Origin of the sequence: Sphingomonas faeni, from assembly GCF_040407495.1 — a bacterium.
Classification (GTDB): domain Bacteria; phylum Pseudomonadota; class Alphaproteobacteria; order Sphingomonadales; family Sphingomonadaceae; genus Sphingomonas; species Sphingomonas faeni_D.
In genome coordinates this window covers 176,398-189,514 of record NZ_JAPZPP010000005.1, presented here as the reverse complement: position 1 = coordinate 189,514, position 13,117 = coordinate 176,398, and the positions used below count along the sequence as shown (strand labels likewise).

At 65.8% G+C, this 13,117-nt stretch carries 16 protein-coding genes; 5 read left to right on the top strand and 11 right to left on the bottom strand.

The window, feature by feature from the left end; genetic code table 11:
• Positions 1–18: 18 nt before the first annotated feature.
• From O6W96_RS15850 to O6W96_RS15835, 4 genes are all read right to left on the bottom strand, one after another.
• Positions 19–933 (bottom strand): hypothetical protein, encoded by a 915-nt coding sequence (locus tag O6W96_RS15850; protein ID WP_353470458.1) that lies wholly within the window; start codon positions 931–933, stop codon positions 19–21.
• Positions 934–1,206: 273 nt separating this feature from the next.
• The gene (gene ruvC / locus O6W96_RS15845) at positions 1,207–1,713 is read right to left on the bottom strand and encodes a crossover junction endodeoxyribonuclease RuvC (protein WP_131583635.1); all 507 of its coding nucleotides are present in this window, start codon (positions 1,711–1,713) and stop codon (positions 1,207–1,209) included.
• Positions 1,714–1,914: 201 nt separating this feature from the next.
• Positions 1,915–2,658 (bottom strand): YebC/PmpR family DNA-binding transcriptional regulator, encoded by a 744-nt coding sequence (locus O6W96_RS15840; RefSeq protein WP_353470457.1) that lies wholly within the window; start codon positions 2,656–2,658, stop codon positions 1,915–1,917.
• A gap of 30 nt (positions 2,659–2,688) precedes the next feature.
• Positions 2,689–3,231, bottom strand: a complete 543-nt coding sequence (locus tag O6W96_RS15835) for a DUF1003 domain-containing protein (RefSeq protein ID WP_353470456.1) — start codon at positions 3,229–3,231, stop codon at positions 2,689–2,691.
• Positions 3,232–3,434: 203 nt separating this feature from the next.
• On the opposite strand from O6W96_RS15835, the gene O6W96_RS15830 reads away from it, so the two are divergent.
• On the top strand, positions 3,435–4,898 hold the full coding sequence (locus O6W96_RS15830; RefSeq protein ID WP_056051716.1) for an ATP-binding protein: 1,464 nt from the start codon (positions 3,435–3,437) through the stop codon (positions 4,896–4,898).
• On the opposite strand, the gene O6W96_RS15825 is transcribed toward O6W96_RS15830, so the two are convergent.
• The 5 genes from O6W96_RS15825 to O6W96_RS15805 form a co-directional block, all read right to left on the bottom strand.
• Positions 4,895–5,335: a nuclear transport factor 2 family protein gene (locus tag O6W96_RS15825; protein WP_353470455.1), complete on the bottom strand. Its 441-nt coding sequence runs from the start codon at positions 5,333–5,335 to the stop codon at positions 4,895–4,897. The genes O6W96_RS15830 and O6W96_RS15825 overlap by 4 nt on opposite strands.
• A gap of 79 nt (positions 5,336–5,414) precedes the next feature.
• The gene (locus tag O6W96_RS15820; protein ID WP_353470454.1) at positions 5,415–5,714 is read right to left on the bottom strand and encodes a DUF1294 domain-containing protein; all 300 of its coding nucleotides are present in this window, start codon (positions 5,712–5,714) and stop codon (positions 5,415–5,417) included.
• Positions 5,711–6,139 (bottom strand): hypothetical protein, encoded by a 429-nt coding sequence (locus O6W96_RS15815; protein ID WP_353470453.1) that lies wholly within the window; start codon positions 6,137–6,139, stop codon positions 5,711–5,713. Before O6W96_RS15815 ends, O6W96_RS15820 begins: the two co-directional genes overlap by 4 nt.
• Positions 6,140–6,225: 86 nt before the next feature.
• On the bottom strand, positions 6,226–6,468 hold the full coding sequence (locus O6W96_RS15810; RefSeq protein ID WP_197942503.1) for a DUF2312 domain-containing protein: 243 nt from the start codon (positions 6,466–6,468) through the stop codon (positions 6,226–6,228).
• Between the two features lie 214 nt (positions 6,469–6,682).
• A complete protein-coding gene (locus O6W96_RS15805; RefSeq protein WP_353470452.1) occupies positions 6,683–6,985 on the bottom strand; it encodes a DUF1244 domain-containing protein in 303 nt (100 codons plus the stop codon).
• Between the two features lie 92 nt (positions 6,986–7,077).
• Here O6W96_RS15805 and pyk point away from each other — a divergent pair, with 92 nt between their 5' ends.
• From pyk to O6W96_RS15785, 4 genes are all read left to right on the top strand, one after another.
• Positions 7,078–8,541, top strand: coding sequence for a pyruvate kinase (gene pyk / locus O6W96_RS15800; RefSeq protein ID WP_353470451.1), 1,464 nt, complete (start codon positions 7,078–7,080; stop codon positions 8,539–8,541).
• Between the two features lie 982 nt (positions 8,542–9,523).
• Positions 9,524–11,578 carry a carbon starvation CstA family protein gene (locus O6W96_RS15795; RefSeq protein ID WP_353470450.1) on the top strand — a complete coding sequence of 685 codons (2,055 nt, stop codon included), beginning with the start codon at positions 9,524–9,526 and terminating at the stop codon, positions 11,576–11,578.
• Positions 11,575–11,763: a YbdD/YjiX family protein gene (locus O6W96_RS15790; RefSeq protein ID WP_056061299.1), complete on the top strand. Its 189-nt coding sequence runs from the start codon at positions 11,575–11,577 to the stop codon at positions 11,761–11,763. The genes O6W96_RS15795 and O6W96_RS15790 overlap by 4 nt, the downstream gene beginning before the upstream one ends.
• Entirely contained in the window at positions 11,760–12,281 is a 522-nt protein-coding gene (locus tag O6W96_RS15785) for a biliverdin-producing heme oxygenase (protein ID WP_353470449.1), read from the top strand. The genes O6W96_RS15790 and O6W96_RS15785 overlap by 4 nt, the downstream gene beginning before the upstream one ends.
• A 22-nt stretch (positions 12,282–12,303) precedes the next feature.
• Here the strand turns inward: O6W96_RS15785 and O6W96_RS15780 are convergent, their stop codons facing one another.
• Together O6W96_RS15780 and O6W96_RS15775 are read right to left on the bottom strand one after the other, a co-directional pair.
• The gene (locus O6W96_RS15780) at positions 12,304–12,606 is read right to left on the bottom strand and encodes a polyhydroxyalkanoic acid system family protein (RefSeq protein ID WP_353470448.1); all 303 of its coding nucleotides are present in this window, start codon (positions 12,604–12,606) and stop codon (positions 12,304–12,306) included.
• A gap of 9 nt (positions 12,607–12,615) precedes the next feature.
• Positions 12,616–13,035 carry a VOC family protein gene (locus O6W96_RS15775; RefSeq protein WP_353470447.1) on the bottom strand — a complete coding sequence of 140 codons (420 nt, stop codon included), beginning with the start codon at positions 13,033–13,035 and terminating at the stop codon, positions 12,616–12,618.
• Positions 13,036–13,117 lie beyond the last annotated feature (82 nt).

Here is a 13,117-nt window from a genome sequence, read left to right as displayed (position 1 = left end):
TAAGGACGTGCCACGACGTCACGCGAACGGTCGCGGCCGATCCTCTTCGAGCAGCGATCGATTGACCATCGATGCCGCAGGCTTCGGAACATCGTGAAGCGCCTGAGTCGGCGCGCCGATGACCGCCGCCCGTGTCCGCAGGCTGGCCCGCAGGAACACCGTGTCGGACGCAATGAAACGACGCGGCGTCGTACCGAGAAACGTGCCGGCATCGCGAAGGAAGTGCGACGCGTCGAAATAGCTGCTGTCGATCATCGAATAATCGCTCAGTCCGTCGGCCGTGATCAGGCGAATGAACGAGCGGAGGAACCGCGCGCGCCGGAGCAACAGTTTTGGCGGCATGCCAAAGTGGCGCGTCGCCATTCTGCGCAGTTCATGCGTCGGGATATCCAGTCGGTCGGCGACATCCTTCATCTCGATGACGCCATCGGTCACCGTCAAAGCAGTGAACGCGCGGATCAGGTCGTCACGCGGATGCGGCCGCGCGAACAGGCCGCCAAAAACTTCGTCGAGCAACGGTTTGATCAACGCATCGTCGTCGAGCGCATTGAGACCTTCGATCAGTCGCGCGGAAAGCTCCGGCCCGAGAGCACCGCTCAACGGCACCACCCGGTTATGGAAATCACCCGCCGACCGCGTGGTCAGCCGCGACCAGCCGAGTGCGCTCAGACCGATGCCCACCGCGATCCCGCCGTGCGTCTCGGTTCTGAAGGCACGGCTGGTCGGTCCATAGAAACTTGCACGGTCCAGTGGACCGAACCGATGGTTCCCCATCGACACGGTCAGAGGACCAGCATCGACGATCACCGAAATCATGGCAGGCGCAGGCAGATACCAGTTGAGCATCGGCGTGCGGTCTTTCGACGCATAGATGGCGTATCCCGTCAGAAACTCCGACAACGCTGGATCGGGCAGGTCGTAACGCATGGCCATGCCCTCGGGCATCGCAAATGCCGAGGGAGCAACATTGCTGCCATTCGTGCCGCCCCGCACGTCTTCCACCCGCATTACCGCGCCTTTAATCTAAATTAGACTGCCATAAGCGCTGCCACAGCAATCGATGCTTGGCTATCAAAACCTGATTACGGTAAGCGTATGTCGCTGGAGACGGCAACCTAGTCCAAAATGCCCCCGGGCCTTGCGAGAACGCGTACAAGACGCGCGTGTTGGGGCAAAGCCGCTGATATCATCGAGGATAAGGGTCGGTCAGGCGCCGATACCACTGCGCCGAGACAGGGCTGCGGCACTGGCTACATGATGTGCGTGCGTGATCGCCACCGCCAGCGCGTCGGCGGCATCAGGACCGGCGAGCTTTGCGCCCGGCAGCAGCACCGCCATCATCGCCTGGATCTGTTTCTTGTCCGCGCCGCCGGTGCCGACGACGCCCTTCTTGACGGTCGACGGGTGGTATTCGCCGATATGCAACCCCGCGCCCGCCGCAGCGAGCAGCACGACGCCGCGCGCCTGGCCGAGCTTCAGTGTCGATTGCGCATTGGTGTTGCCGAGCACTTCCTCCACCGCGGCGCCGTCGGGGCGTTCGGTGCGGATGACGTCGATCAGCGCGTTGTAGAGCGCGGTAAGGCGGCGGGGGAGCGCCATCGAAGGATCGGTCTTGATCTGGCCGTTGGCGATATGGCTCAGGCGGTTGCCGTCGGCGCGAATGACGCCCCAGCCGGTGGTGCCCAGGCCGGGGTCTAGTCCGAGAATGATCATGCGCAGGTAGAAGGAGAAGGTTTGTTCGCGCGGAGGCGCGGAGGCGCAAAGGGGGTGCGCTTTTGGCAATTGTCTTGCGTCAGCTGGACTTTCAAACCGCTAGGCTGGCCTACCGATCTGTGGCCGCTCGCGCGGAAGACGATTGCATGAAGCGCCACTCTCCGCGCCTCCGCGCCTCCGCGCGAACAAACCTTCTTCATCTCAACCCAAGGTCTCCATGATCTCGTCGGAGATTTCGTAATTGCCCCAGACGGTCTGCACATCGTCGTCCTCGTCGAGCGCATCGATCAGCTTGAACAACGTCGCCGCATCGTCTGCCTCAACCGCGACCATCACCTGCGGACGCCAGGCGAGCTTGGCGCCTTCGGCCTCGCCGAGCTTGGCTTCCAACGCCTTGGCCACCTCGTGCAGGTCGCCCTGTGCGGTCCAGACCTCATGGCCGTCCTCGCTCGACGTGACGTCTTCTGCGCCCGCTTCGAGCGCCGCTTCGAACACCGTGTCGGCGTCGCCCGCGCTCGCCGGATACGAGATCAGTCCGACGCGGTCGAACGCGTGGCTGACCGAGCCGCCCGCGCCGAGATTGCCGCCGTTCTTGCCGACCGCGACGCGCACGTTGGTCGCGGTGCGGTTGCGGTTGTCGGTCAGCGCCTCGATGATCAGCGAGACGCCGCCTGGACCAAAGCCCTCGTAGCGGATTTCCTCGTAATTCTCCGCATCGCCGCGGCTTGCCTTGTCGATCGAGCGCTGGATGTTCTCCTTGGGCAGCGACGCCGCCTTGGCCGCGTTGACCGCGGCGCGCAGCCGCGGGTTCATGTCGACGTCGGGCAGGCCCATCTTGGCCGCGACCGTGATTTCCCGGCTGAGCTTGCTGAACGCCGACGAGCGCTTCTTGTCCTGCGCGCCCTTGCGGTACATGATATTCTTGTATTTGGAATGGCCTGCCATCGGTGCCTCTAATAGCCTGATGCGCCGCTCTTAGGCTCCGGGGGCGCTTTTCGCCAGACCGTCTATCTTGGCTTCGATAGCATCCAGCCTTGCCAGCACGAGATGATCGATCTTGTGATGGACGCGCAGGATGTCGAGTTCGGCGCGGAGATTGGTTTCGTAGTCGAGGCTCGCCGCCAGGCGATCCTTGGCCGACTGCCGGTTCTGACTCATCATGATTACCGGCGCCTGGATCGCCGCCACGGTCGAGAGCAACAGGTTGAGAAAGATGTAGGGATACGGATCGAACGCGCGACCGAAATGCGCCAGGATGTCTGAGTTCAGCAGCATCCAGCCGATCAGCACCGCACTGAACGCGATGATGAACCCCCACGACCCACCTATCGCCGCGACGCGGTCGGACAGCCGCTCACCGAACGTCGATCGTTCGTCCGACACGTCGGCGGCGTCGCGGCTGACCGTCGTCCCCGCCTCGATCCCCGCAAGAACGCGGCGCTCCTCGTCGTCGAGGTCGCCCGGCGCCTTGCCGAGCAGTCGCTGCGAGAGATCGGCGAGCGGGGAGTGTGTGGCCATCCCGAAGGCCTAGCCGGGATTGCGGATAATTCCAGCCTTCCGTCATGCCAAGCTTGTTCCGGCATCCACCGTTCCCAAAACTCGCCGACGGTTGACGATGCGGGACCGTAGACCCCGGAACGGGTCCGGGGTGACGGGGTACTTGTGATGGAACCCACAAAGACTCCTTGCTCCCACACGCCCGCACCTGCCAAACGCGCGGCATGACGGTTAGCGTGAATATGGGCACCGACGGCAATGGTACTGCCGTCGGCGTCGACTTGGAGGAACTACTCGCCACCCGCCTGTTGGTGCAGGGCAATTCGGGCTCGGGAAAATCGCATCTGCTGCGCCGCCTGCTCGAGCGATCGGCGGGGCATGTCCAGCAGATCGTGATCGATCCGGAGGGCGACTTCGTGACGCTCGCGGGACCGCACGGCCATGTCGTGATCGAGGCGGGCGACTATAGCGAACGCGAGATCTCGCGCATCGCGACGCGGTTGCGCGAACATCGGACGTCGGCCGTGCTGAGCCTCGAAGGGCTTGAGGTCGAGGGCCAGATGCGGTGCGCCGCGTCGTTCCTGTCCGCGCTGTTCGATGCGCCGCGCGAGCATTGGTATCCGGTGCTGGTGGTAGTCGACGAAGCGCAGATGTTCGCGCCGGTGACCGGCGGCGAAGTGTCAGAGGAAGTCCGCCGCGCATCGCTGGCGGCAATGACCAACCTGATGTGCCGCGGGCGTAAGCGCGGCCTCGCCGGGGTGATCGCGACGCAGCGTCTGGCGAAGCTTGCGAAGAACGTCGCGGCGGAAGCGTCGAACTTCCTGATGGGCCGCACCTTCCTCGACATCGACATGGCACGCGCGGCCGACCTGCTCGGCATGGAGCGACGCCAGGCCGAAGCGATTCGCGATCTCCAGCGCGGCACGTTCATGGCGCTCGGGCCAGCAGTGTCGCGGCGGCCGATCACGGTGAAGATCGGCGACGTCGCGACCTCCGCGCGCAGCGGCAGCCCCAAGCTGACACCTCTCCCCAGTGCCGCGCCGATGGACCTGCAGGACCTGCTGTCCGAGCCGGTGGTCGACGCGCCCGAACTCGGCCTGATGTTCGATTCGCGCCCGCGTCGCGTGCCGGCGGAGGAACTGCTCGACGGCATCGCCCGCCCGCCCGAGCCACGCACCGCCGCGCCGCCCCCGCCCGAAAAGACCGACGACGAGGTCGAGGCGGTCTACGCCGACGTCTTCCGCGCGATCGTCGAGGATCCGGAGTCGACGCTGCGTCCACCATCGGTGCTGTTCCAGGATTTCCAGGTGCGCTGCCGGATGGGCGGCCTCGCGAAGCCACCGCTCGACCTCCCCGGCTTCGTGCGACGGCTGAGTTGCGCCCGCGCCGGCATTTTCGACATGACGGACGAGGCGTGGACGGCGGCACTGGACGTGGCGAGCGGGCTTCCCGACGACATGCTGGGGGCGTTCCTTTTGGTGGCGCGCGCGGCACGTGAAGGCGAGCCCTGCCCGTCTGACGCGCGCATCGCGGCCACGTACGGCACGAGTTCGCTCGGTCGTGTGAAGCGGCTGATCGGCTATATCGAAAGCCGCGAACTGATCGTGTGCCGCACCGATCTGGCCGGCAAGCGCTCGATCACGATCCCAGGGCTGGGCTGGACGACGCTACCCGCGGAAGCGGCCTAGCGGATCGGCGTGAACTGCGCCGACACGAAGCGCCACTCCTTGCCGATCCTCCGCGCGACGAAGCCGGCGCGCAGCGCGCGTGACTGTGGCTGACCGTCCTTGCCGGGCACCGCATAAGCGATCCGCAACGTCACTACGCCGATCGTGCCGGCGGGCCGCGCGACCGTTTCGGTAATCGTCATCGGCGGTGCGGCTGATTTCTTGTCGGCTGCGTAGAACCCGATCACGCGTTCGCGTGAATCGACCTCGCCGACCGGAGACACCTCCTGGTACTCGGGCGCCATCATCGCGATCATCGCCGCCTGATCGAACTGGTTGCGGACCCGGACGAACGCCTCGGCACGCTGACCGAGTTTTTGCGTGTCGACCTCAACCGATTGCGCCGCAACGGGAGCACTGACCAATGATGCCGCCGCAATCCCTAAAAATACTCGCATGCTTGCCCCCGATGCAATGTTGCATAACGGCAATACACTTACGTTTCAGGTGCAACAATGACGCTGGTGGTTGCCGAACCTAGAGTGAGAACGCGATGGCGAGCCCTGCGACGACGCCGACTTGTACCATCGCGATGAGCTGGAGCCGACCGACGAACGGTTGCTTCCGTGTCTTGTGCCGGTAGCGATTGCGCGCCCAGAACGCGCCTGGGCTACCGCCAAGTGCCGCGAACCAGAGCAACCGCGCTTCGGGAATCCGCCACGCGCCAGTCGATGATCGCCGCTTGTCGAGCGCGAACGCGGCGACCGTGATGACGTTGACCAGCACCAGCAGGAGGACGGCCGTGACGACAGCGAGCGCGCTATTCGGCGCGGTCAACGGTCCTCGCAACGGATCCGCATTTTAACCATGCGGACCTCTGCACGCTCGCCCGCATTCGCGCGCATCTTGACCATGTGATCTTTCACACCAATCTGGAATTCCGCCGGCCCGGTAACAGTGCATACCATCCCGTTGGCGATGCTGGCACACGCATCGACATATTGGCGTGCGTTAGTGATGACCGAGTCTTCAGCCGGACCGAGCCCCATCGAAACATAGCTCGATCCACCGAACAGTGCGGTACCCAGGCCGCCGAGCGTCTTCAGCTCCCATGCGGCGTGGCCGTCAGACGGTTTCGCCGTCTTCATACCGAGCTCGGTCGCGATCCGCTGGCAGAAGCTGGCGTTGGCCGCCCCCTCATCCGATTGGGCGGGGGCGGCCATAGTGGCCAGCGCGAGGGCGGCGAGAAAACGGATGTTCATAGCCGGACACTAATCCGCAACTGATGACAGTTCTGTTAAACACGTCGAAACCGACGCGTTTGGCCGTCTCACCGCCCTGGCGACCCTCAGATCATCCCCAACGCCTGGAGGTAAACTTCGAGGATCGCTTCCTCCTCCTGATACTCTTCCTTCTTCTTCTTCCGGATCGAAAGGATCTTGCGGATCGCCTTGGGGTCGTACCCGCGGCCCTTCGCTTCGGCCATCACGTCCTTGATGTCGTCCGAGATACCCTTCTTCTCTTCTTCGAGACGCTCGGCGCGCTCGATCAGCAGGCGCAGTTCGTCCGCTGCGACCGCGCCGCCGCCCATGCCGTGTTGCCGTTCGTCAGACATCGAAAATTCCCCACTCGCCAGCGCCCACGCGCCGGTCAAAAGCCAATCAAGATACAAGCCCGCACCGGTGATCGCCGTCCGGAGACGTCCTGAATCATGCCGAATTGGGTGCGGGCCTGCGTCTAGGCGTTTACCGTGTTCGGCTCAAGCGACCCTGCGGGGGATCGTCGCGAATCAATTGCAGCCGTTCTCAGACCACCGCGTTCTTCGCGACGCTCGCCTTCATCCGTTCGAGCTGCTCGGGGGTCGCGTCGCCCTGATGGTGCGCCTTCCACTCCGCATACGGCATCCCGTACACCGTCTCCCTCGCGGCATCCTTCGTCATGCCGCCCGCTTCCTCGACCCAGTCGGACAGGCAATTGCGGCAAAAACCGGCAAGCCCCATCAGGTCGACGTTCTGCGCGTCCTCGCGGTGGCGGAGATGTCGGATCAGCCGACGAAACGCCTGCGCCGCTACGGCATCGTCCAAAGTATCGAGGCGATCGGGGTTCATTACTATGCTCCGTGGTTGATCCCACGGAGATAGGGGTTAAGGCCCGTCGCGGCAAAGACCTCCCCCAGGAAACGCCGAGGAAGACGCACCGCATGACCAAGGCCATCGCACCCCGTTCGCGCAAAGTCCGCATTCTAGCGACGCTCGGCCCTGCCAGCAGCACGCCCGAGATGATCGCGACTCTCTTCCGTACCGGCGCGGACGCATTCCGCATTAACATGAGTCACGGCGACCAGCAGTCGAAGATCGCCGTGATCCAGGCGATTCGCGCGCTGGAGAAGGACTATGGTCGTCCGTCGACCATCCTTGCCGATCTCCAGGGTCCGAAGCTGCGTGTCGGCAAGTTCGACGGCGGCCGTACCGTGCTCGAGACCGGCGCGACCTTCGTGCTCGACCGCGACCCCGCGCCGGGCGACGCGACGCGTGTCGAACTGCCGCACGACGAGATCTTCGCGGCAATCGAGCCGGGCGCACGCCTGCTGCTCGACGACGGCAAGCTGGTGCTGCGCGTCGTGTCGCATAGCCCGCGCGAGATCACGACTCGCGTCGAGGTCGGCGGCGCGTTGTCGAACAGCAAGGGGCTGAACGTCCCCGACGTGGTGCTGCCGATGGCGGCGCTCACCGAGAAGGATCGCAGCGATCTCGACTTCGCGGTCGACCAGGGCGTCGACTGGATCGCGCTCTCGTTCGTCCAGCGTCCGGAAGATTTGTGGGAAGCGCGGAAACTGATCGGCGGCAAGGCGGCGCTGATGGCGAAGATCGAGAAGCCGGCGGCGATCGAGCGGCTGGAGGAGATAGTCGAGGCCTGCGACGGCGTGATGGTCGCCCGCGGCGATCTTGGCGTCGAGCTGCCGCCGCAGCAGGTGCCGCCGCTGCAGAAGCGCATCGTCGAGGTCTCGCGCCGGATGGGCCGCCCGGTGGTGGTCGCGACGCAGATGCTCGAATCGATGATCACGTCGCCCTCGCCGACGCGTGCCGAAGTGTCGGACGTCGCGACGGCCGTGTATGACGGCGCCGATGCGATCATGCTGTCGGCGGAGAGCGCGGCGGGTGCGTGGCCGATGGAATCGGTCGCGATGATGGATGCGATCGGCGTGTCGGTCGAGGCCGATCCCGAGCATGGCGACCGCATGCACTTCACCGTGATGAAGCCCGATCCGACCACCGCGGATGCGCTCGCCGAGGCGGCGAAGAACATCGCCGCGACCGTGTCGGCTGTGGCGATCATCTGCTTCACGACGTCGGGCTCGACCGCGCGCCGCATCGCGCGCGAGCGGCCGTCGGTGCCGCTGCTGGTGCTGACGCCGAGCCAGGAGACCGCGCGGCGGCTCGGGCTGCTGTGGGGGACGCATGCGGTCCACACGCGCGACGTCGAGTCGTTCGAAGACATGGTCGCCAAGTCGAAGCGGATGGCGTTGCGGCACGGCATGGCCAAGGCGGGCGACCGGGTGATCGTGCTCGCGGGCGTGCCGTTCCGGACACCTGGGTCGACGAACGTGCTGCATGTGGTGCGGATCGTCGGCGATGAGCTGAAGGGGCATCACTCGCAGGTTTGAGCTTTGGGGGCCGTAGGGGCGACGAGCCTAGGTGTGGCTCCCCATTCTCCTCCCCTCCCTGGAAGGGAGGGGTCGGGGGTGGGTCGGGTTTCACACGGTCCAACGCGAGTGGCCTAAGCCGGCCAACCCACCCCCAGCCCCTCCCTTTCAGGGAGGGGAGCGAAGTGATGGAGCGGTTGGTCTGCTCGTTGTCGCGACGGTGCGGCGGTTGAGTCTCGAACTGCCCTCGCATCGGTAGCCCGGATGCTAAAACCAATCGACGGGCATTCGCATTCGGGCACATCGCTAACCCGCCGTTCCCTCGCGAATACGGGGGGGCCAGGGTACCGGTGCGCTACGGTATTCAGCTAGGCCCCCGCGTCCGCGGGGGAACGGCTGTCGCGTGGTTCGCATCTTCCGTGCGGTTCTCACTGCCGAACATCAAGAGTGCGCACTACCAAGCGCTCGCCCCAACGCATTATGCCGAACTCGTTCCGCCCCCACTACGCCGCACGCCAACCGCGTCGGATCGTGGGGGGGCGGTGGGCCCCGGCTTCCGCCGGGGTGACGGGAGCGGGTTTGAGTTTCCTGGGTGTTCTGTGACGACTTTCGGTTCGGTACGAAGCCCGCAGTCCAGGGCTCGTGTCGAACCACGCCATCTCACGCGACAGAGGGCGCAACCGGGCAGATTTTCCGGCACGTCATGGAGCAAAGACCCTCACCCAACATGGGCCACCACCCCGGTGGAGGCCGGGGCCCAGTTGGGGGACGGCGATGACGATGCTCCCCGCTCCGTTACTGCAACCTTGCCAACTGGGCCCCGGCCTCCGCCGGGGTGGTACCTCCGCTGGTTGAACAGCCTCGCGATGCGTCTTACCGCTACGAAACCCCAACCGCAGTTCGAGCCAAACTGTGGTCAGGCCTCACCAACCCGATCTAGGCTAGCGCTCCGCGCCCGAATACGCGATGCCGCGCGTGACGGACCGCACGGGAGGGCGCACGGATGACACTACGCGAGAAGATCGGTTGGGGCGCACTTGCCCTGCTCGCAGCCTGCGCGCTCGCGGTCGTCGCGTTCGAGCGGGGCGAGCATGTCAACGCGCTGTGGATCGTCACCGCCGCCGTTTCCGTCCAGTTGATCGCGTACCGGTTCTACGCACGGTACATCGCCCGGCATGTGATGGAGCTCGACCCGAGCCGCCCCACCCCGGCGCTCCGCCGCGCGGACGGCCTCGATTACGTCGCGACCGACCGCAACGTCCTGTTCGGCCACCATTTCGCCGCCATCGCCGGCGCCGGTCCGCTCGTCGGCCCGGTGCTTGCCGCGCAAATGGGCTATCTTCCCGGCACGCTCTGGATCCTCGCCGGCGTCGTGCTCGCCGGCGCGGTGCAGGATTTCATGATCCTGTTCATCTCTATGCGGCGCGACGGACGGTCGCTCGGCGAGCTGATCCGCATGGAGATGGGCGCGGTCCCCGGCGTGATCGCGCTGATCGGTGCGTTCGCGATCATGGTCATCATCCTCGCCGTGCTCGCGCTGATCGTCGTCCGCGCGCTCGCCGGGAGTCCGTGGGGGCTGTTCACCGTCGCCGCGACGATCCCGCTCGCGTTCCTGATGGGAATCTACACGCGCTGGATCCGGCCCGGGAAGGTCGGCGAAGTCTCCGTTCTCGGTGTCATCGGGCTGCTCGCGGCGATCGTCTATGGCGGCACGGTTGCCGCCTCGCCGACGCTCGCGCCGCTGTTCACACTGACCCCGGTGCAGCTGTGCGTCCTGATGGTCGGCTACGGCGCGGTCGCTTCGGTCCTGCCGGTGTGGCTGCTGCTGGCCCCCCGCGACTACCTCTCCACCTTCCTCAAGATCGGCGCGATCGTCGCACTCGCGATCGGTATCGCCGTCGTCGCGCCGCCACTGCGGATGCCTGCGCTCACCCCGTTCATCGACGGCTCCGGCCCGGTCTGGTCGGGCGGGCTGTTCCCGTTCCTGTTCATCACGATCGCGTGCGGCGCGGTGTCGGGCTTCCACGCACTGATCGCCAGCGGCACCACGCCCAAGCTGATCGCCAGCGAAGGCGACGCGCAGTTCATCGGTTACGGCGCGATGCTGATGGAGAGCTTCGTCGCGATCATGGCGCTGGTCGGCGCGTCGATCCTCGATCCCGGCGTGTATTTCGCGATGAACAGCCCGGCGGCGGTGGTCGGCACCGACTTTGCCTCCGCGGCTACCGCAGTCACCGCGATGGGCTTTCCGATAACGCCGGAACTGCTCGCGCAAACCGCAAAGGACGTCGGCGAGACCACGATCGTCAGCCGCACGGGCGGCGCGCCGACGCTGGCGGTGGCGATGTCGGAGATCTTCAGCCACCTCGTCGGTGGGCAGGCGATGAAGGCGTTCTGGTATCACTTCGCGATCCTGTTCGAGGCGCTGTTCATCCTCACCGCGGTCGATGCGGGCACGCGCGCCGGGCGGTTCATGTTGCAGGATTTGATCGGGCTCGCGGTGCCGTCGTTCCGCAATGCCTCGGCGATCGTGCCCGGGCTGATTGCGACCGCGCTCTGCGTGATCGCGTGGGGCTTCTTCCTGTACCAGGGCGTTACTGACCCCTTGGGCGGCGTGAACACGCTGTGGCCGCTGTTCGGCATCTCGAACCAGATGCTCGCGGCGGTCGCGCTGGTGCTGGCGACGGTCGTGCTGTTCCGGATGAAGCGCCAACGGTACGCGTGGGTGACGATCCTGCCGGCCGCGTGGCTGTGCCTGTGCACGATCACCGCCGGGCTGATGAAGCTGTTCGCGAGCGATCCGAAAGTCGGCTTCCTCGCGCACGCCTCGAAGTTCGCGGACGCGGCGGCGCGGGGTGAACTGCTCGCGCCGGCCAGGACGATGGCGGAGATGCAGCGGATCGTTCTCAACGACCGGATCGACGCGGGGCTTTGCGCGCTGTTCCTGGCTGTGGTGCTGTCGATCGTGTTCTTCGGCATCCGTACCTGTCTCGCGGCGCTGAAGATCGACCGGCCGACGGTGACCGAAGTCCCGCCACAGCTGGTGGTCGCAGAATGATCCGCGCGCTCTACGCAAAGGCACGCGAGACCGCGTTGCTGATGGTCGGCGTGCCCTCCTACGCGGCGTATCGCCAGCACATGGCCGAGCGGCATCCGGACCACGCGCCGATGGACGAACGCGCGTTCTTCCGCGATCGGCAGGAGGCGCGGTACGGCAGCAAGGGCGGGGGACGCTGCTGTTGACCGATACGGTTTCGACCGTCGCGCGTCTTCGTGCGGCGACGGCAAGCGATCACGACGCGGTCGATGCCGGGTTCGGACGCTATGACCTGAGCGATGCGGACGATTACCGCGCGTTCCTGATCGCGCATGCCAAGGCGCTGCCGGCGGTCGAGGCTTGGCTCAAGGACATTCCGGGCCTTGCCGCGGTCCGATCACGGAGTGAGGCGCTTGCTGCCGATCTCGCCGCTTTGGGTGAGGCGATGCCGACGCCGATGGCGTTCGATCTCGCCCAAAGTGAGGCGGCCGGATGGGGCGCGATGTATGTGATGGAGGGCTCGCGGCTCGGCGGCATCATGTTGTCGCGGTCTGTGCCGGAGGGCATGCCATCGGCATATCTTGCCGCAAAGCATCTGTCGGGCGAATGGCGCGCGTTGCTCGCGACGATCGACCGGCAGCCTGCCGACGAGGCCTGGGTCGCGAATGCTGTCGCCGGCGCAAAGGCGGCGTTCGCCTTGTATCGGCGCGCGCCGGGGGCCTGATCCCCCCGGCGCTACGTCGTCGTCAGCGCAGGAGCTTTGGCGCTTCCTTGCGGATCATGTCCTGCACCTTGCTCGCGAACAGCCCGAGGATGCCGGGCAGGTCGACGACCGCGTGGACGTTGGTCTCGAACACGGTGACCGCGCTGGCGATCGTCTGGCCCATCGCCTGGACGGTGAAGTGCAGCGTATCGCCCTCCCAGCGCTGCTCAGTCACCGACCCACCGGGGATCTTGTCGCTGATCTTGCCGATCCCGCCGTCGAGCCGCGCGCGGACCGCCGCCTTGCCGAGCTGATGGGGGACGTCGACGGTGATGGGGGTGCCCATGTTTATTCCTTAAGTCGCGAAAATCATGTCGTCGTTGGCGAACGCCTTGAACTCGAGTGCGTTGCCGCTGGGATCGAGAAAGAACATCGTCGCCTGCTCGCCGGGCTCACCCTTGAAGCGGATGTACGGCGCGATCCCGAAGCGCACGCCGGCGGCGGTGACGCGTTCCGACAGCGCGGTCCAGTCGTCCATCGTCAGGACGACGCCGAAATGCGGGACCGGGACGGCATGGCCGTCGACCGCGTTCTCGACCGCGACGGGTTTGGCCGAGGGGTCGAGGTGCGCGACGATCTGGTGGCCGAACAGGTCGAAATCGATCCAGTGGTCGCTGGACCGCCCTTCGCGGCAGCCGAGGGTCGCGCCGTAGAAGGTGCGGGCGGCGGCGAGGTCGTGGACCGGGAAGGCGAGGTGGAAGGGGCGCAGGGTCATCTGGGGAAGATAGGTTGGGATGGAAGGTTCGTCGACCCGGAGGATTCGGTGGGTGGTTCACCCACAGTGACGGTAGCTCTTC